15 protein-coding genes are annotated in these 18,364 nt (G+C 39.3%); 7 read left to right on the plus strand and 8 right to left on the minus strand.

The window, feature by feature from the left end; all coding sequences use genetic code 11:
- The first annotated feature begins 135 nt into the window (after positions 1-135).
- Complete coding sequence (locus BV375_RS22950; protein WP_086764636.1) at positions 136-1,806, plus strand: PfaD family polyunsaturated fatty acid/polyketide biosynthesis protein; 1,671 nt, start codon at positions 136-138, stop codon at positions 1,804-1,806.
- Positions 1,807-1,808: 2 nt separating this feature from the next.
- The gene (locus tag BV375_RS22955; protein WP_086764638.1) at positions 1,809-3,317 is read left to right on the plus strand and encodes a thioester reductase domain-containing protein; all 1,509 of its coding nucleotides are present in this window, start codon (positions 1,809-1,811) and stop codon (positions 3,315-3,317) included.
- Positions 3,318-3,419: 102 nt separating this feature from the next.
- Here BV375_RS22955 and BV375_RS22960 read toward each other — a convergent pair whose 3' ends face one another.
- Positions 3,420-4,112, minus strand: coding sequence for a CatA-like O-acetyltransferase (locus BV375_RS22960; protein ID WP_086764641.1), 693 nt, complete (start codon positions 4,110-4,112; stop codon positions 3,420-3,422).
- A gap of 73 nt (positions 4,113-4,185) precedes the next feature.
- Between BV375_RS22960 and BV375_RS22965 the strand changes: the two genes are divergently transcribed.
- Positions 4,186-4,428 (plus strand): hypothetical protein, encoded by a 243-nt coding sequence (locus BV375_RS22965; protein WP_086764643.1) that lies wholly within the window; start codon positions 4,186-4,188, stop codon positions 4,426-4,428.
- Positions 4,429-4,670: 242 nt separating this feature from the next.
- Positions 4,671-5,462 carry a hypothetical protein gene (locus BV375_RS22970; protein ID WP_086764646.1) on the plus strand — a complete coding sequence of 264 codons (792 nt, stop codon included), beginning with the start codon at positions 4,671-4,673 and terminating at the stop codon, positions 5,460-5,462.
- Between the two features lie 41 nt (positions 5,463-5,503).
- Here BV375_RS22970 and hetI read toward each other — a convergent pair whose 3' ends face one another.
- Both hetI and BV375_RS22980 read right to left on the minus strand, forming a co-directional pair.
- Positions 5,504-6,223, minus strand: coding sequence for a 4'-phosphopantetheinyl transferase HetI (gene hetI, locus BV375_RS22975; RefSeq protein WP_086764648.1), 720 nt, complete (start codon positions 6,221-6,223; stop codon positions 5,504-5,506).
- Between the two features lie 45 nt (positions 6,224-6,268).
- A complete protein-coding gene (locus tag BV375_RS22980; RefSeq protein WP_086764651.1) occupies positions 6,269-7,333 on the minus strand; it encodes an alpha/beta fold hydrolase in 1,065 nt (354 codons plus the stop codon).
- A 154-nt stretch (positions 7,334-7,487) separates the two neighbouring features.
- Here BV375_RS22980 and BV375_RS22985 point away from each other — a divergent pair, with 154 nt between their 5' ends.
- Positions 7,488-8,231, plus strand: a complete 744-nt coding sequence (locus tag BV375_RS22985) for a response regulator transcription factor (RefSeq protein ID WP_086686302.1) — start codon at positions 7,488-7,490, stop codon at positions 8,229-8,231.
- Between the two features lie 368 nt (positions 8,232-8,599).
- Here the strand turns inward: BV375_RS22985 and BV375_RS22990 are convergent, their stop codons facing one another.
- Positions 8,600-9,847 carry a bifunctional sterol desaturase/short chain dehydrogenase gene (locus tag BV375_RS22990; RefSeq protein ID WP_086764654.1) on the minus strand — a complete coding sequence of 416 codons (1,248 nt, stop codon included), beginning with the start codon at positions 9,845-9,847 and terminating at the stop codon, positions 8,600-8,602.
- Between the two features lie 257 nt (positions 9,848-10,104).
- On the minus strand, positions 10,105-12,111 hold the full coding sequence (locus tag BV375_RS22995) for a pentapeptide repeat-containing protein (RefSeq protein WP_086764656.1): 2,007 nt from the start codon (positions 12,109-12,111) through the stop codon (positions 10,105-10,107).
- A gap of 78 nt (positions 12,112-12,189) precedes the next feature.
- On the opposite strand from BV375_RS22995, the gene BV375_RS23000 reads away from it, so the two are divergent.
- Positions 12,190-15,492 (plus strand): LamG-like jellyroll fold domain-containing protein, encoded by a 3,303-nt coding sequence (locus BV375_RS23000; protein ID WP_086764659.1) that lies wholly within the window; start codon positions 12,190-12,192, stop codon positions 15,490-15,492.
- Positions 15,493-15,551: 59 nt separating this feature from the next.
- Here BV375_RS23000 and BV375_RS23005 read toward each other — a convergent pair whose 3' ends face one another.
- Complete coding sequence (locus BV375_RS23005; RefSeq protein WP_086764662.1) at positions 15,552-15,761, minus strand: hypothetical protein; 210 nt, start codon at positions 15,759-15,761, stop codon at positions 15,552-15,554.
- A 194-nt stretch (positions 15,762-15,955) separates the two neighbouring features.
- Between BV375_RS23005 and BV375_RS23010 the strand changes: the two genes are divergently transcribed.
- Positions 15,956-16,849, plus strand: coding sequence for a hypothetical protein (locus tag BV375_RS23010; protein ID WP_086764664.1), 894 nt, complete (start codon positions 15,956-15,958; stop codon positions 16,847-16,849).
- An 82-nt stretch (positions 16,850-16,931) separates the two neighbouring features.
- Here BV375_RS23010 and BV375_RS23015 read toward each other — a convergent pair whose 3' ends face one another.
- Positions 16,932-17,240 carry an antibiotic biosynthesis monooxygenase family protein gene (locus BV375_RS23015; RefSeq protein ID WP_086764667.1) on the minus strand — a complete coding sequence of 103 codons (309 nt, stop codon included), beginning with the start codon at positions 17,238-17,240 and terminating at the stop codon, positions 16,932-16,934.
- Between the two features lie 59 nt (positions 17,241-17,299).
- The gene (locus BV375_RS23020) at positions 17,300-18,313 is read right to left on the minus strand and encodes an NAD(P)-dependent alcohol dehydrogenase (RefSeq protein ID WP_086764669.1); all 1,014 of its coding nucleotides are present in this window, start codon (positions 18,311-18,313) and stop codon (positions 17,300-17,302) included.
- Between the last annotated feature and the right edge of the window lie 51 nt (positions 18,314-18,364).

Here is an 18,364-nt window from a genome sequence, read left to right on the forward strand (position 1 = left end):
AACACGAAGTCGTTTCCGTTGGCGCAGCCTCTCGTAGAGAAGGGTAGGGTAGGCGCAAAAGTAAGAGTTTTCTATGCCAATTCATCACCCTTAATACTTTATAAACCATTGCTTAGAAATCGAGGTATAACTAGCGTGACCACTGTAGATACGCCACTAAGTAAACACGAAAACGGACTAGGATTTACCTGCTATTCTTATGGACAAAATCTCATTTGGAAAGGTTCCCTAGATTGCATATCTTTTGATCAACAAGGCATAGTAGATAAATTTCTATCCTTAGAACAACCTTGTTATATCGTCAACGTGTCAGGGAAAATTGGTGTTACCAATGTAGGGTATTTATGCCCAGTTGATAGCACTGTAACTGCACCAGTAGAACTTTTAGCATCCATCCCACCAATTAAAATTCAACAATTAGGAGACCCTAGTTTTCTCTCCTTTTATGGAGTGAGATATGCCTATGCTACTGGTGCAATGGCTGGGGGTATTTCTTCCGAGGAAATGGTAATTGCACTCGGAAAAGAGAAAATTTTGAGTTCATTTGGTGCAGGCGGTTTAACTCCCGAAAGATTAGAAGCTGCTATCAACAAAATACAACAAGCCTTACCACAAGGCCCCTATGCTTTTAATTTAATTCACAGCCCCAATGAACCAATGGTTGAACGCCGGGCTGTAGATTTATTCCTCAAATATGGCGTGAAAGTAGTCGAAGCATCGGCATTTCTTGACTTAACTCCCAACATTGTTTATTACCGCGTTGCAGGATTAAGTTTGAATGCAGCTAATCAAATTGAAATCAAAAATAAAGTCATTGCCAAAATTTCTCGTAGAGAAGTAGCTACCAAATTCCTCCAACCACCACCACCCAGAATCCTTAAAGAACTGCTTGAACAAGGATTAATTACTGAGTTACAAGTAACCCTAGCAGCCCAAGTTCCAATGGCAGATGATATTACCGTCGAGGCTGATTCTGGCGGTCATACAGATAATCGTCCTCTGGTTTGTCTGTTACCTTCCATCATGGCTTTGAGAGATGAAATTCAGGAACAATATCATTACTCACAACCAATTAGAGTCGGAGTAGCAGGCGGAATTGCTACACCACAATCAGCTTTAGCTGCTTTTATGATGGGTGCAGCTTATGTAGTCACAGGTTCAATTAATCAATCTTGCGTTGAATCTGGTGCTTGCGAACATACTAAAAAATTACTTGCACAAGCTGAAATGGCTGATGTAATGATGGCTCCCGCCGCCGATATGTTTGAAATGGGAGTGAAATTACAAGTTCTCAAACGGGGTACAATGTTCCCGATGCGCGCGCAAAAATTGTATGAGTTATACCGGACTTATGACTCAATTGAAGACATTCCCCTAGCTGAAAGAGAGAAATTAGAAAAACAAGTTTTCCGTAAGACGATTGCTGAAGTTTGGGAAGGAACTGCTGCTTATTTATCCCAAAGAAATCCGGAAAAACTTGGCAAGGCAGTAAATAATCCCAAATTAAAAATGGCTGTGATTTTCCGCTGGTATTTAGGATTATCTTCCCGTTGGTCTAATACTGGCGAAAAAGGACGAGAAGTTGATTATCAAATTTGGTGCGGCCCGGCGATGGGTAGCTTCAATGACTGGGTGCGCGGTACTTATTTAGCTGAACCCCAAAACCGCAAAGTTGTTGATGTTGCTAATCACTTAATGACTGGTGCAGCATTTTTATATCGCATACAAAGTTTAAAATTTCAAGGTTTGCAAATTCCCGATTATTACAGTCAATATCGCCCAGCTAGTTCTACATTGGAGATGTAAAAATGAATTCAAAACATTCTTATAGTGCAGCAGATATTCAAGTATGGTTGGTGTCTAATTTGGCTGAATTGATAGGGGTAGAAACTGACGAAATAGATGTCCACGAACATTTGGAAAACTACGGTTTGGATTCAGCCCAAGCAATGATTCTCGTCAGCAAATTAGAGAAAATGCTGGGATTCCAACCGTCTCCTTTGCTGTTGTGGCATTACCCAAATATTGCTGCACTTTCTCAACGTTTAGCTGAAGATTTACCGGAAGAGTCAGCAATTCAAGACACAACTACTGCCTCTGTTAATACTCCTGTCCAGACTTTAGATTTAAACGCCGAGGTAGTTCTTGACCCCATCATTCGTCCTGACGCTTTACCTCCAGTCTCAATAACTGAGCCAAAACACATCTTTTTAACTGGTGGTACAGGCTATTTAGGAGCATTTATCATTCGGGAACTGCTACAGCAAACTAATGCAGATATCTACTGCTTAGTACGGGCGGCTAATCCTCAAGAAGGTAAGAGCAAATTAGTAAAGAATCTCGAAACTTACGCCATTTGGGACGAAAAATATCAATCAAGAATTGTCCCAGTTGTCGGTGATTTAGCTCTACCATTGTTGGGTATGGGTGCGGAACAGTTCCAAATTTTAGCTGCCAATATTGACACGATTTATCATAGTGGTGCTTTGCTGAACTATGTTTTTCCCTACTCAGCATTGAAAGCCGCTAATGTGTTGGGAACTCAAGAAGTATTGAGATTAGCTAGCCAAATCAAACTCAAGCCTGTACATTACGTTTCTAGTGTGGCGGTGTTTGAATCACCTGCTTATGCTGGCAAGGTGGTTAAAGAGCAAGATGACTTTAATCATTGGGAAGGTATTTTCCTCGGTTACTCCCAAACAAAATGGGTAGCGGAAAAGTTAGTTAAACTTGCGCGCGACAGAGGTTTACCTGTAACTATCCACAGACCACCATTAATTTCTGGAGATAGCGAGACAGGTATTTGTAACACCCATGACTTTATCAACTTGATGGTCAAAGGCTGCCTACAAATGGGATATTTCCCAGATGTGGAATATATGATGGATATGTCTCCTGTAGATTATGTTAGCAAAGCCATTGTTTATCTATCAATGCAGCCATCATCTATAGGTAAAGCATTCCATTTGCAACATCCCCAACCTGCACCATTGAGTACTTTAATTAAATGGGTGCAATCATTTGGTTATCCAGTTAAGGCGATTCCTTATGAACAATGGCAAGCAGAGTTGATCAATAATGTCTCTTCTGTAGACAATCCTTTATATACACTGCGACCATTTTTGTTAGAACGTTGGTCTGATGAACAATTAACAATTCCAGATTTGTATCTGCAAGCAAGAAGACCACACATTAGCTGTCAGGAAACTCTACAAGCACTCGCTGGTAGTTCTATTGTCTGCCCGCCAATCAGTTCGGAAATGTTTATGACCTATACTGCGTATTTGATTCAAACTGGTTTTTTGAATGTTGCGTAGTCGTTAATAGCCCAATACGGTTCAGTTAAGGGTCATTGTAGGTTGAGGCTTTGCGAAATCCAACAAACCCCGCACTTAGGTTGGGTTTCGTTCCTCTACTGATTAAAGTGTGGAATGTGGGTTAAATCTTTCTTTAAAATCTTGAATGAGTAAATCAAGCACAAAAGGATCGTTACAAGCATGATGCAATTTAGCAGCAAAAGGAATAAAAAGTTGATCATTTTGCCAATAGCGTTTACCAAAATAAAAATAGGGATGACCGATAATTTCGCTGCTTCGCCAATGTAAAGTTAATCCAGTAAATTGTAAATTGGGTAAATTACCTATAAAATAAGAAAGTAAAAATGTTTCTACTTTGGCTCTTTCACCTTTTCCGTTTCTTATTTGGTCTAATTTTTGTCGATATTGAATAATGAAATCTTGGTAACTTGTTTGGCTAACATTTTCTAACAACATTTCCGAGAAACGTTCTTGTCCTCCCACTGCTACTGGAATCATTACGGGAGGATTATCTAGAATAAACCACTGGTTTTTAATAAGTCGTAGATTAAAACAAAAATGATTTTTAAGACTTTGAACTAAATGCCAAGTTAAAAAACTAAAGAAGGTTGCTCCTTTTATGGGATTTGTTTGATACATTTTATAAGCATCAGTAACATCAAGTTGAATTGTTATATCAACACAAGGAACTTGAATGACATTTGGATCGGTAAAAAAATCTAAAGACCAATTTAGATAACCTTCTTTGGCTTTGTCATCTAATAATCTTGATTGATATTGATTGGGAATAATCATAAGTTGTATTGACCCTAAATAATCTCACAAACGGCAATAGTAGCTGTAGAATACCATCAGGAGAGTAAGAACTATGCAGACAACCAATACCAGCACAGTTAAAAATATTTTAGACTACTTACCTGAGCGTATTAGACAGGCAATAGAGGAATACTCCAAAGAAACTCAACTTCCTCCTGAATTGGTGATTAAGTTAGCGATCGCTCACTTTTTAGATGTAGACTCTGTAACTTTTAACGATTGTAGAATTGATTCACCAGGGGAACTGAGAGAACAGAATAAAATTCTTAAGATTCAGCTAGCAGCTAAGGAATAACGCCTTTACAGTAATTTAAATCACTGAAATTCTCTGTAAGTACTGGGTTTTTTAGGTAAATAAGGTACATAGATAGAGAAAAATGTTGTACCCTTTCGAGAATCTGCACCGGAAAATTGTGGATGCACTACCCCTACAACATAATGGTTAGGTGAAATAATTCTATTTATTGATAGGCGATCGCACATCTACATTGCAACTATTCTATAAGCTAAAAGTACATTCAGTTAGCTAACTCTTCCATGCAGCAGTCAACTCAAGGCGATAACCGTGATTTTTTCCGCCAGCTTTTAACCCTGGCTGCAATTATCGGCGCTTTCGTTGTCAACGTAGTATCTAACATTTTTCCCCTGAATGGACTCAGTATTGGGCAAATTTCCAATACTTTGTTCAAAAATGTTTTGATTATCCCTGCTAACTATGCATTTGCTATTTGGGGATTAATTTATCTCGGTTTGTTTGCTTTTGGAATTTACCAAGTTCTCCCCAGCCAGAAAGATGATTCAGATTTACGCAATACAGGATATCTCTTAATAATTGCCTCTATTGCTCAAAGTATTTGGGTATACCTCTTCCTCTCTCGGCTGTTTGCTCTTTCTGTTGTCGCAATGTTGTTGATTTTGCTACCGCTAATTAGTGTTTATTTGCGGTTGAATATTGGCAACAGGTCTGGATCTCGAAATAAAAAGTTGTTTATCCACGAGCCTATTAGTATTTATCTGAGTTGGATTAGCGTTGCAACTATTGTCAATGTAGCCTGTGCTTTATATTTCCAGGGTTGGAATGGTTGGGGTATTTCTGCTGAAGTGTGGACTGTGATTCTATTGTTGGTAGCAACTGCAATTGCTGTAGCCATTGTCATCCAGCGCCGAGATATTGCTTATGCGGGAGTAACAACGTGGGCAATTTTGGCGATCGCAATCAAGCACTGGAACAACCCAATACTGAGAAATGTGGCACTAGCTTTGGTAATTGCCCTGACCGTCATCGCCATCATTAAAAGTTCCCGTCCCCAAAACAATATTAATGAGTAGACAGAAATTTTCTTACCAATGCCCAATGCCTAATGCCCAATTTAATATTGCCAGCACTTCAAATCCCAACCAAAACCGCCTACAGCTACAGCAGCAACATAATTGTCGGCAGGTACTAGTTCTAGTAGGCTCCAGTCTTTAATCATCTTTAACTTAGCTGGTTCTGAAGGAGTTAGGGAGACTTCTATTTTCTCTAGCTGTGCTATTCCCTCGCCTGTGGCTTTTAAATAGGCTTCCTTACAAGTCCAATAGCGGAAAAATACTTCTGGTCTTTGCTCAGGAGGTAGCGATCGCACTAGATCGTATTCTCTCGGTAAAAAGAACCTTTGAGCCAGGGATTCCAAATCGGTTATCGGGCGGATGTATTCTAGGTCTATCCCAATTTGGCGATTTTTACTAACCGCGCACAGAGCTAAATCGTGGGAGTGAGATAAATTAAACGCTAATCCACTGTCGGCAAATTCATGCGCTAAGAATGGTTTGCCACGGGCTTCATAATCAAACTGCACCTCTTGCGGAGCAATAGCTAAATAACGACCCAATATAGCCCTTAGGCTACCACGACCAGCAATGAAACGTTGGCGATGCTCTTGAAAATAGAATCTTTGAGCACGAGCAGATTCATCGTCAGAGAGAGTTGCAGCCAAGTTTTCCAACGTTGGTTCTGGTTGGTCGAGGTGTATTCGCCAGATATGGACATCATTCGGCAACAAAGTTACATTTGTCGGCGCAGGGAGCCATAAATACTTAGGAGCAGTCATCAAGCTAGAACATTAAGTGTGTGGGAAATGAAGCCATTTTACTCTTTATTGTCCTGTTCGCTTTTGCTCAATCCACTGCAAGATCCGATTCCACGCCCACCAAGGGTCTGGGTCTTGGGCTTGGCGCTGACCTTCGCTACTATTCAAATAGCCAATATGTCCACCGTAACGGGTAAGTAGTAAATCTATCATAGGATTGCTAGCACTGGCAGCTTTCAATTCAGGGATGATGGCTGGGTGAAAAAATGGGTCATCGGCGGCATATATTATCAACGTGGGCTTTGAGAGATGGGGCAGTAATGGTAAAGCACTGCTAGCTTGGTAATACGCTTCTACAGTGGGAAAACCCAGCCTCTCAATTACCAGTTCCTTGTCGAAATTCCAAATACTGGTTGCTCGTTTGATTGCTTCTGGATCAATGCTACCGGGATGAGCATCATGTATCCGCCACGCTAGTTCTTTCAAATTCCGCGTTATCCCTGCCTCGAAATATTTGCCAAAGGGGTCTTTAACTAAATAAGATAGCGATCGCACAGAATCCAAGTTCGGACAAATTACTGCACCACCGCCAATGTCACTGGATTTGATTCCTAAATCCTCATCACCCCTAGTTAGCTCTACAGCAGCTTTTAGCCCCCACAGCGCCAACTGTCCCCCTAAAGAAAACCCCACAAACCAAAATTGCTTCGGACACCCCATTGATGCTGCTGCTGCGGCAAGGCGGACAAAATCTTCTCCTTCGTACAAACCATCGGATGTTAAAGTCGGTGACAACTCCGCTGTCTTACCGTGGGCACGCCAATCAAATAACACCACAGCATACCCTTGAGCATAGGCCTTACGTCCGAAGAGTCTCAAATTCCATTCCTGACCCAACTCTCCTGTAATACCATAGGTACCTATAATCGTACCGTGAGCTTTTTCTGGTATTGCCACCCAACAAAAAATTGGCACACCTTGCCCACCAATCAATACTGTTTTATGATAATGCGGTTCTGGATGTTGAATTGTACTTTCCCAATAACGGCTGCCCCACAAAGCGGTGAATATAGTCATTGCTACACCATTTTGTAATAAACGAGCCGGATTGTAGGGAGCGTGACACATCATATAAGAAATTTCGTGTACTTTAGGATAGATTTGCAAATCCTGTTATCTTAAGGTTTATGTTAGATTTAAAATCTTTTTTATAATCAATACAGCAATCTTTGTATCTACCAAAGGTTCTTATTTATCCTTAATAAGTAGTAATAATTTTTTAAGAATGCCGAGGATTCTTGTCATAGACGATGACCCAGCAATTTCAGAACTCGTTGCCGTCAACTTGGAAATGGCTGGCTACGATGTTAGTCAAGCGGAAGACGGGATTAAAGGTCAGGCGCTAGCTCTCCAGCTACAACCGGACTTGATCATGCTCGATTTGATGTTGCCGAGGGTAGATGGATTTACCGTCTGCCAACGCTTGCGTCGGGATGACCGCACAGCGGAGATTCCGGTGTTAATGCTGACGGCTTTAAGCCAAACACAAAATAAAGTGGAAGGCTTCAACGCCGGAGCAGACGACTATCTGACCAAACCCTTTGAAGTAGAAGAAATGCTGGCACGAGTGCGGGCACTATTGCGGCGCACTGACCGTATTCCTCAAGCGGCAAAGCATAGTGAGATTCTTAATTATGGACCATTGACCCTCGTTCCCGAAAGATTTGAGGCAATATGGTTCCATGAGACAGTAAAACTGACTCACTTGGAATTTGAGTTACTTCATTGCTTGCTCCAACGCCACGGACAGACAGTTTCTCCTAGCGAAATCCTGCGGGAAGTTTGGGGCTACGACCCAGATGATGACATTGAAACGATTCGAGTACATATTCGCCACCTGAGAACCAAACTCGAACCAGACCCCCGTCATCCCCGTTACATCAAGACAGTGTACGGTGCTGGATATTGTCTTGAGTTACCCAGCCTACCTCCATCCGCTGAAGGAGCCTCAACATCAGTTGTTGAGTGAAATCAGGGTAAACTCCTTTACCTCAGCCATAAATTGGCACTCTGTTCTGTACAACTTAGCGAGTGCCAATAAGGATGTTGTGTCTTAAATTGGTGTCAAATTAGCAAATACTGCTTGTAGTTAAGCTCTTCATTTGCTCAAACCTGACAATAACTCACAGTAAGTATTTCAACCTCTCTAGGCACTGAAATCCTTTGATACTTTGTGTGTAACTGACTTACTCTCTTCATCATCTAAGAAAGGCAGAGGGCATAAGGCAGAGGGCAGAAGGGAAGAATTTATTTTCCTTCTGCCAAAAGGGTCTCAAGCCCATAAATGCCCTATGACGCCAGTTGCCTCACCACGGCACTGGCTCGCCTATGCCAAATTCACTCACTTTTAGCTTTCTTACTAAAAATTCGATAGTAAAGCCACGTGCTGGTTTCTTTCACAGGAAAAAGCAGGTATGTTAAAGGATTGATCGTCACAATAATATTGCGGAAGTCTCGCCGTGCTAAAAATAGAATGGCACGAGCTACTTGCTGTGCTGACATGACTCCGTAAGGATTGAGTTGACTTTTAAACGGCCCAAGAATTAACTTGCGAATTATACAATCCCCATCTAAGCGCTTCAGCGTCACAATATCCCCTAGGGCGCGTTTGCTAAGTTCATAAAGGGGACTTAACGCTGGAGATACTTCCGCTTCAGAAGTGTTGACCCAGATTTCTTTCGTTGCTTTTGATTGTGGCCCTGTCACAGTTGTTATAAATATATCCATCAACCGCAACGCCGAAAAAGTATTTACTTCATAGGAGGAATTAATCGCCTCTGGTGTACGGCTAGTATAGACATTGATTCCGTGATTAAGAATCAAAATATCAACTTTCTCTAAACTATCTCTCAAATCTGCTTCCTTACCCAATTCCCAAGAAATTATTGCTACCTTATCTTGCGTCTGTAATTTTTCTGGATGAGTAGTTAATGCTACTACCTTAGCATTATGTTTGGTAAGTTCAGTAGCCAATGCTTGCCCTAAAGCACCTGACGCGCCAGTTAAAGCTACGGTCTTACCCTTAAGGGACAATCCTGTGCCTAATATGGTATCTACTAAGGGAAATACACCGCTGTAGTAAGCGTTGACATCATCAAAATGATGTCGCCAGTGATAAGACCGATTCACCCACCAAAGCGATGGAATGGTTTCCAATGGCCCGGGGAGGTGGTTGAAGTCTGTGTCAATTTTCCCTTGGAAATAGCGCAGAGACGCACCATACAAGAAGGTAAAAGCATAGGTTACTCCCAGCCAAAAACCTAATTGCTGGAGAAATAAAGCAATTACCATCAATATCACTACCAGTAGACTTGACTCTAAAATGTCATGATATAGCTGAGACTCTTGGTAAGTTTTCAGAGAAACTATCGATAAATCCCGGCGATATGCCATGTGGTGCTTGTTGTGCAATTTACCCAACCAACTCACCTGGTGACACAAGGCATGATATATATCTCTCAATACCTCAGCCAATAACAGCGAGAATAATCCCCAAATAGCAAACTGTAAGCAGGTATTTACTAAATCCCAATTAATTTGTAATTGGCCCTCAATCCCAGGCAAGCCAAGAGCTAATATATTCATCGTGATTTTGCTGTACTCGTTTTTTGTAACCATTCTTCATAATCTAATAAGAGTAGTTTAAGGTCGAGTTACAGAGCAAGCTAAAATCAAACTGCGTAAAAGTTTTTTCCCAAAGGCGATCGCTAATTGGCTGGACAGTGGGTGAAAATATCGGGCAATGCTCTATTGTGCTTTGAGGCGACACATTAGCGTCTCATATTTCAGAAAAAGTTGAGATGCCAAATAACAGCATATAATAGGCGATCGCACTGTGCAAATTAACTCAGTTGAGAGATTGCTGCTTGCATAGCTGTAGTTATTACACTTTTTGGCATGGTGCTAGTAATTTGCTGACCTTGTTGCAGCAAAAACTGTTTGAAAAAATGATCTTTATTGGCTTCAGTGAGAATCACTTGTTGAATTAGTTCAGCTTGCTGATTAGATGTAGTTGCGACACTCTGTCCTTGGAGTTGATTCAAAAGATTTTGAGCTTTTGCATTAACTGCATCTAAATTACCACCATTAGCTACAATGCTGCGAACTTGACCAGCTGCTTCATCGTAATCAATTTGCCCAGAACCAGCAAGGTTGGTAATGGTACTACCACTAATGAAAAAACTATTACCAAAAGGCTGCTTACTATAACCTTTCAAGGCTTCTGCCTGATCTGCGGCAATACCTAATAGCTTGTTAATTTGTTGTTCTTTGCTGGCAAGCAGATTCAGCATTTCGGGGTAAACACCATTGAGGCGCTGTTCAACAATTTCTTTGGGTGCGTTCTCATTATGAGTCACCTTAACAACCCACAAATCCCCACGTTTTTCAATACCCTTGAGTTCTAATCCTAGTCCATCATCTTCTATCTGTAGCTTTTGTAAAGTAAAGGCAAAAGCGCGCCAGTTGACTCCCTCTTTAAAAACTAGTTCAACAACATTACCAACTTCTTGATATAGTGATTCAAATTCTCTAGGTTCAAAATTCTGGCCTGCTAGGGGATAGCGATCGCTTACTTCTCCGTTATCATCCAATTTGCGATAAATATAGTCACATTCAACATTGGTAAAGTTAGTCTGGCTATTCACGCTCCAATCTTGAATACAAATTCCCGTTAAATTTGCACCAGTGAAATCGACACCTATGACTTGAGCCCGCACTAAAATACTTCCTCGCAAGTCAGCATTTTGCAAATCTGCGCCTGTTAAATCAGTATCTGTGAAATCCAAGTGGCGCAAATCTGCATTTTGCAGATAGGCCCCTCGCAAATTTAGTTCCCTCAAGTCCTTAGTTTCTGAATATCCATGAGTTAAAAGTTTTTGTACTTTGGGATTTTCTAAATCCATGTAGCGGCTATTAACTCTAGCCCTTTCAAGGCCAGTGACACCTTGGAAACAAGTGCGGTAGAGTTTTCTGGCTCGCAAATCAGTGTTAGCTAATTTAGCTCCTCTAAAATTAACTCCACTCAGGTCTAAGTTCTGGAAAGAAGTAGCACACCAAGAGCCAACAGCTAGTGTCCAGGAACGTAGAAGGTCAGGATACCGCCAAGGTACATCTTGGTAATAATTAACCCACCAGCTAGTTAGTGTGAGAATTAAAGTGAATAAAATTCCACTACAAATAGCAATTATAGTTAGGTTTAATTTTTCTATATCTGTTAATTGTGGCAAAATATTCTCAAGCCCAGTACCATTTTTTTGAGCAGCAAAGAATGCTATATCAGAGCCAAACTTTGCAGCCAAAGCGTTAATTAAAGCGCTAGAGAGTCTAGAAGTAATCCATACCCAGCGATGTCTAGGTAATAAAATATCAAATAAAGCCGCAGTGAAACGTATTACATAGAAGCAACTATTACATATTGCTAGCCCTACAATCATTAATCCTGAAGTTGCAAAAAAAAACTGTTCAGGCATTTCTAGTAGTCCCAATTTTGCCAGTATACTAGCTCCTGTCATAGCTATAAATACACCTATGATTGCTGATAGTACTCCTTTACTGAAACCCTGAGAAATCGTAGTCAAAATCCAGCTAACTAAAACGAAAATCATCAGTGAATACTCTAAACGGAGTTCAGTGTCTACGCTGATATATAAACTTGTAATTGCTCCCAAATAGCCTGATACAATACTTAAGAGAACGCAAATAAAATTTACTAAAAAGATTAAAATAATTTTAATCTGGGTAGTTTGGCCTGCTATTGCACCACTCATATCGGATTCTAGATTTTCTTGTACATACAATCGACCTTTGATTTTTTTTATTTGGAAGCTATGTTTATCAATATCTTGCATACCAATACCATTCAATTAGTTTGTATTAATATATACTATAAATATTAAATATCAATATTTTTAATCAAGAGAGCATATATGGAAATTAATTCTGATCTGCTAACTTCAGTTCCTAAAGGATATTGGATTAAGCAAGGTCTACCAGGAGGCTTTAAATTTCTATCGGGTATACCTGAAGAAAAAGATTTTTTAAGTAACCTTGACTTAGAAGATGAAAATAAAATTATTGAAATTGTTCAGGAAAGATTACGATTCCTCACTACTCAAAAGTCATCAGTTTCTTTAGGAGCGGATACTCGAGATATTTTACCAGTATCCTCTTTACAAGTGGGGATGAAGAGAAGTTTAGCCGTATGTCGCATTGCAAGATTTTTTCCAATCAACGATTTTAAAAAATTGATAGAAGAGATTGAGAATGAAATTTGGAAGCAAAATGATGATTATAATTTTAATCAGCCTGAGAAAATCAAAGAGATATTTTTAATTCCTGACTATATATTTAATGAAATTTTTTCAAATTATGAAGTAGAAAACTATGGCCCTTTAATTGGATTGGATTATTTAGAAAAGCTAAAAAATATTTCTGAAAACCAATTGTCTGTCCTGAACCCTATTCCTATAGGAACGGGCTTTCTAGTTGGGGTTTCTCATTTACTTACTAACAATCATGTTATTAGAGACAAGAAAATAGCTAGTCAGTGTGTTGCCCAATTTAACTACATTGAAGATACTTTAGGTGATACACAGCAAACTATAGATTATGAGCTTGATCCAGAAATTTTATTTGTCTATGAGCCGAGTTTAGATTACACTCTTGTACAACTGAAATCTAGTATGTTTACACGACAAGCTGGGTATTATTTTGATTGGATTCAATTAATAGAAAGTGAGCTAAATATTTTTCCTGGTTTAACAGAAGATATTAGAAATAAACTAGATAGCGAAGAAGATAAAAAGCTTTTACATGATTTAGATAAATACATAAATACTGGAGATAATATATTTATTGTTCACCATCCTAAAGGTAAACAAAAAAAGATTGATATCAGTAATAACAAAGTTATCGAAAATGGCTTATATAAAAATTTTCTCAGATATAAAGTAGATTCTGATTATGGTTCATCTGGCGGACTAATTGTTAACAGTAATTGGGAAGCAGTAGCATTACATCATGCTGCCGTACCTAAAGACTATAATCAAGAAAATGATTTAGAACATAAAGTTGAAATAGTTGCGCAACAAGGTATTAGAATTTGCCGAATTGTTGAAGATTTAAAGAAAAAGAGTTTTCGTTATAGAAAAGTCAGAAATTTTATCGAAGACTTTGTTATTACTTCGGAACAGTTAAATAATCCTCCTCTAGCATTTGCCATTGAATTGGATGGACTTAATGATTATGTGCTTTTAAAAAATTTTGTTGACTGTCAGTTTATTACTCAGCCCCAATTTATTAATGGATTTAGCATTGAGGCTTTAATGTGCCCTTACTCTAATGAAGTAGAAAGTACAATATTTAGTAAATTTTACCAAAACTTTTGCGATGATTGTATAGCAACGCTTGGTTATGATGCTTTACGAGTATATATAAACAAAGAAGGGAAAATAGTCTTTTCTCGAAAAATGTATACACTTCCAACTCTTCCGTTAGAAATACCTCAAGAAGAGAGTAAGCAACAAGAATTTATATTTAATCTGCAAAGTATTTTGAAGATATTGAGCTATAGTGTTGTTATTAATGGTGTGTATGATGATGACACTAAAAGAGAATTACAAAAATTTGTAAAAAATATAAAATATAATTTTGATATTCCAAAAGATATTAGTGAGATAAATCCTCAAATATTAAATTATTTAAATTCACAAATTACTTTTTTAGGTTTGTATGACCTTAACTATGATGCTCTTGAACAACTATCTTATGAAAATAAGGAGCTAAAAATCCCTGTTTCCGAAAATCCCAGTAAGGGTGAAATAGTCAAAGGTCTTCAGAAATTGTTAAAGAGTTTTGGCTTTTATAATTATCCACCTAATGGTGTGTATAACAAAGAAACTTGCAATGCTGTAAAGAAGTTTCAAGAAGCTTTTGGGCTTAAGCAAGATGGTGTTTGTGGACCACTGACTCAGAAAATGATAACTCTAATTCAATCTTATGAATATGAGACTGAAGAGGTAGTTAATTTTGGGGAATTTAATCAAATTACTATAACTTGCAAAAAAGAACATGAAGAATTAAAAATAGATATTCAAATTAACAGAAAATCTAGCAACTTACAGTTATGCCAAAAATCAACCAATCAAAATTTACAAAAAATTCAAGAAAAAATTAGAAATTCTGAAATAAATGTTGATATCACTCAAGGTAGTCCTGTAATCATTGGTGCTTACTCGAACAAAAATCTTGCCATTCCAGATTTTCCATGCAAAGGAAATTTATGGAGTTTCTTTAGAGGAGCTATTGCTAAAGTGCGTCTGTGGAATATAGCCTCTGATAAAAACTCATTGATTGGTGATTGGCAATTTGAAGAAGGTAAGAACGATAAGTTATATAGTCTCGTATCTCAAGATACTACTCAAGGTTCAACAATCTGTGGAAAGCCAAAATGGTTACGCCAATCTAACTTTCCTGCACCGCTATTACCATCTGCATTAAAGTTAGATGACAAAAACAGCTATGTAAATTGTGGATACGATCAGAGTTTAGATGTCATTGATGCTATTACTGTTGAAGCCTGGTTTAAACACAAGTTTGGTAATTGTTCTATTGTCAGCCTGGTTGATAGTGAAAAGAATGGCTACTCTCTATCCTGGTACAACGGAAAAATCCTTGTAGCATTGCAGCAGCATCGAAGTTCTAAAACAATCGTTTATACAAACGAGAATGCTCCACAGGATCAGGTATGGCATCATATCGCTTTTACTTGGGATCAAAAATCCCAGGAAATTTCAATTTACATCGACGGCAGAATACAGGACTGTGTAGTAGAAGGAGAATCTAAGACTATTATTTTTGCTGGGAAAGCCAAGAGTATTGGTTTGTTTACAGGGCCTTTGCCACAAGTTACAGAATCTCTCACCATTGGTTGCAAGTCAGAGAAAGAGATTTATTATAGTGTTGCGATCGCTGATGTCCGACTCTGGAAAGTAGCCCGTACTCAGGATGATATTAAAGCAAATATGTCTCAACGCTTATCTCTACGCTCAATACGTCAAGAGATAAATAGTAACGAAAAAATTTTGCTTGGTTATTGGCGACTGGATGACGACAAGGATGTACGTAATCTTGTCAACAACAAACCGGGTAGGATTATTGGAGAAGCAACCTGCTTTCCCTCGCCAGCAATCTCCCCTCCCCAAACAGCAGAAGTCGCACCAGAAAATTGAGATTTGTCCCCCTGCTCAATGGTAAAGTGGCGATCGCATCGCCACTGAAGTAGTCAAGTTTAGAGATTCACTATGCTTGTGGAAAAAGCTACCAAGGCCAAAGCCCCAAATCCCGATAGTTTTGGTGGCAGCAGCGCAGATTGAGTATACTCACAAGATGGAGCAGCCACAAAATCAACGCGATCGCTATTGTATGTCACCACACCCATCGCCAATGAACAGAAGTTACCAAAGTTACTAGAAGATAAAAATGTGGAGTTTGGAGCCATACCACGCGATCGCGACAGCGTTTTGGCTACCCCTGTCTGAATCCCTTCACCACTGATTTTTGATGCTCTTTCGGGCTTGATATTAAACCGTATTCAGGTTGGTGCAGGAGCAGATCTAACAGTAGGCAAAATTCGATCTCGCATTTATTCTGAAGGTAACGCTGGGGTTACATTTGAATCACTAATTAGGAAAGATGAAGCTGTTATTTACTGCATTCGCTATTACTTCAACTATCTTCTTAACTCAAGGTTGCGCGTCACAAATTAAATCAACTCAAAACTCAACCTCTGATTCTGCCATTGCTCAGGAAAATCCTCATGCTGGTCATCACAACCATTCCGGCACATCACAGACTCACGAGCATCATGGCGATCAATCAGCTTCAGAACCTGCTACTACTATTGCAAAGCTCACGGTTAAAGGAAAGATTGCTACCAACGCTCCTGTACCTTTAGTAATTGATGTCCAAGACAAAAATGGTAAAGCGATCGCTAATTTTGATAAATTTCAAGAACAATTAATGCATCTAATTATTGTTAGTGATGGACTGCAAACTTTCAATCATATCCATCCTACCTACAAAGGAAATGGACGCTTTGAAGTCCAAGCTAATTTTCCCCATCCAGGCAACTACACATTTTTCAGCGATTATAAACCAGCAGGGAAAGGCGAACAAGTTTCTCTATTAAAATTCCAGATTCCTGGTGAAGCTCCTAATACGCCCAAAATTGACTTTTCTACCACTAATACTTTTGGTAATACTCAGGCAAATCTCAAGTTTTCTCAATCTACGCTCAAAGCTGGGCAAGATGTCTACGTAATTTTTAGCTTACAAGATGCTGCTACTAAGCAACCAATTAATGATTTGCAGCCTTATTTAGGTGAAAGGGGACATTTAGTTATCGTCAAACGCACATCCCCATTAACAAGAGCAGATTATATTCATGCTCATGCGTTGAAAGATACCCCAGCCGGAGAGGTTCATTTTATAACTAGTTTCCCAAAACCAGGAGATTATAAACTCTGGGGACAGTTTAATCGTAATGGCAAAATTGTTACTGCTAATTTTTTGGTGAATGTGCAATAGTAATGCTCAAATTTCTTCTTGATTTCTAATAGTAGGCATTGCTGACCAAAACCCGGATATGGTGGGCAATGCGCCCACCCTACTAATTGTTGGAGACTTCTATAGAATTACTATTGCTGTAGACATGAGCGTCGTTGGCAACGATCGCATCATAGAATTCCTGATTGTGTAAATCTTTGAAACCCTGAGTTTCTCTCATAGCAGCAAGCTGTTCTGCACTTTCCCAATGAGCGATCGCAGTGACTTTAGTACCATCATCGCTCTTGAGTAATTTAGCTGAAATAAATCCTGGTTGATGTTTGACAACCTCCAGATAAACTTGCTGAATTTTTTGCAGAGCCTCTTCTTGCTTTTCAGGAAGAACGGTAAAAACATTGACCAAAATAATCATGATCTGACTAGGGAATAAAAATACTTTTAGAGACGCAGAATTCTCTATCTGTAAAACGCTCAATCAATCTCAATCACAACTTTACCAAAGTGAGCACCACCTTTGAGGTAATGGTATGCTGCTTTTGCTTCCGAAAATGGAAAAACTCGATCAATGACTGGCTGCAAATTATATTGTTGTATGGCTTGATTCATCGCCTCAAACATTTTCCGACTGCCCACATAAATGCCTTGAAGTGTTACGCTCTTGAAGAGTATTGGCATGGGGTCAATCACGCTTCCTCTGCCTGATAGCACACCAATCAAACTCACACGTCCTCCAACTCGGACTGCTTGTAAAGATTGGGGTAGAGTACCTGTACCACCTACTTCGACTACATGATCTACACCTGTGCGATTAGTCAGTTCGTAGACTTTCTTTTCCCAATCTGGCGTTAATTTATAATTAATCGTCTCGTCTGCACCTAAATCTTTAGCTCGTGCCAATTTCTCATCACTGCTGGAAGTAAGTATAATTCTAGCACCGTATAACTTGGCAAACAAAAGCGCAAAAGTAGATACTCCTCCTGTACCGAGCAATAATACACTGTTACCCTCAATAATATTGCCTTTACTCACCAGTGCGTGCCAAGCTGTGACTGCTGCACAAGGTAAAGTTGCACCTTGCACATAAGATAGATGGTCAGGTAATATTACTAACCCATCTTGGTGCAAAACAACATACTCAGCGAGCATTCCATCGATACCACCGCCTAAATCTGATTTCATCGACTCTCTAGTTAAAGAGCCAGCAATCCAGCCTTGGAAGAAAATACCAGCCACGCGATCGCCTACTTTCACCCGTGTAACACCTTCTCCCACAGCCACCACTTCCCCCGCACCATCAGACAGAGGAATTAGGGGATATTTTACTCCCGAACCGTAAGCTCCCTCAGCAACCAACAAGTCACGGTAATTTAGGGATGTGGCTCTGACTCGAATCAAAACTAGCCCATAATCAAGTTGAGGTTCAGGGCGATCGATTAATAATAGTGCATCAATTCCGCCATTACTTTGAAGTTCGTAAGCTTTCATAAAATTTCTCCTGGGCGAAAATAACAAAACTTTTTTGAAATATTTATAGTA

Source organism: Nostoc sp. 106C (genome assembly GCF_002154725.1).
In the GTDB taxonomy this organism is placed as follows: Bacteria; Cyanobacteriota; Cyanobacteriia; order Cyanobacteriales; family Nostocaceae; genus Aulosira.

Excerpts from the sequence above, each read along its gene's own strand:
- BV375_RS23010 (WP_086764664.1), top strand. The coding sequence starts at position 15,956 with ATGAAGCTGTTATTTACTGCATTCGCTATTACTTCAACTATCTTCTTA.
- BV375_RS23020 (WP_086764669.1), bottom strand. The coding sequence starts at position 18,313 with ATGAAAGCTTACGAACTTCAAAGTAATGGCGGAATTGATGCACTATTA.
- BV375_RS22990 (WP_086764654.1), bottom strand. The coding sequence starts at position 9,847 with ATGAATATATTAGCTCTTGGCTTGCCTGGGATTGAGGGCCAATTACAA.
- BV375_RS22955 (WP_086764638.1), top strand. The coding sequence starts at position 1,809 with ATGAATTCAAAACATTCTTATAGTGCAGCAGATATTCAAGTATGGTTG.
- BV375_RS22960 (WP_086764641.1), bottom strand. The coding sequence starts at position 4,112 with ATGATTATTCCCAATCAATATCAATCAAGATTATTAGATGACAAAGCC.
- BV375_RS22995 (WP_086764656.1), bottom strand. The coding sequence starts at position 12,111 with ATGCAAGATATTGATAAACATAGCTTCCAAATAAAAAAAATCAAAGGT.
- BV375_RS23005 (WP_086764662.1), bottom strand. The coding sequence starts at position 15,761 with ATGGCTCCAAACTCCACATTTTTATCTTCTAGTAACTTTGGTAACTTC.
- hetI (WP_086764648.1), bottom strand. The coding sequence starts at position 6,223 with ATGACTGCTCCTAAGTATTTATGGCTCCCTGCGCCGACAAATGTAACT.
- BV375_RS23015 (WP_086764667.1), bottom strand. The coding sequence starts at position 17,240 with ATGATTATTTTGGTCAATGTTTTTACCGTTCTTCCTGAAAAGCAAGAA.
- BV375_RS22985 (WP_086686302.1), top strand. The coding sequence starts at position 7,488 with ATGCCGAGGATTCTTGTCATAGACGATGACCCAGCAATTTCAGAACTC.
- BV375_RS22980 (WP_086764651.1), bottom strand. The coding sequence starts at position 7,333 with ATGATGTGTCACGCTCCCTACAATCCGGCTCGTTTATTACAAAATGGT.
- BV375_RS23000 (WP_086764659.1), top strand. The coding sequence starts at position 12,190 with ATGGAAATTAATTCTGATCTGCTAACTTCAGTTCCTAAAGGATATTGG.
- BV375_RS22970 (WP_086764646.1), top strand. The coding sequence starts at position 4,671 with ATGCAGCAGTCAACTCAAGGCGATAACCGTGATTTTTTCCGCCAGCTT.
- BV375_RS22965 (WP_086764643.1), top strand. The coding sequence starts at position 4,186 with ATGCAGACAACCAATACCAGCACAGTTAAAAATATTTTAGACTACTTA.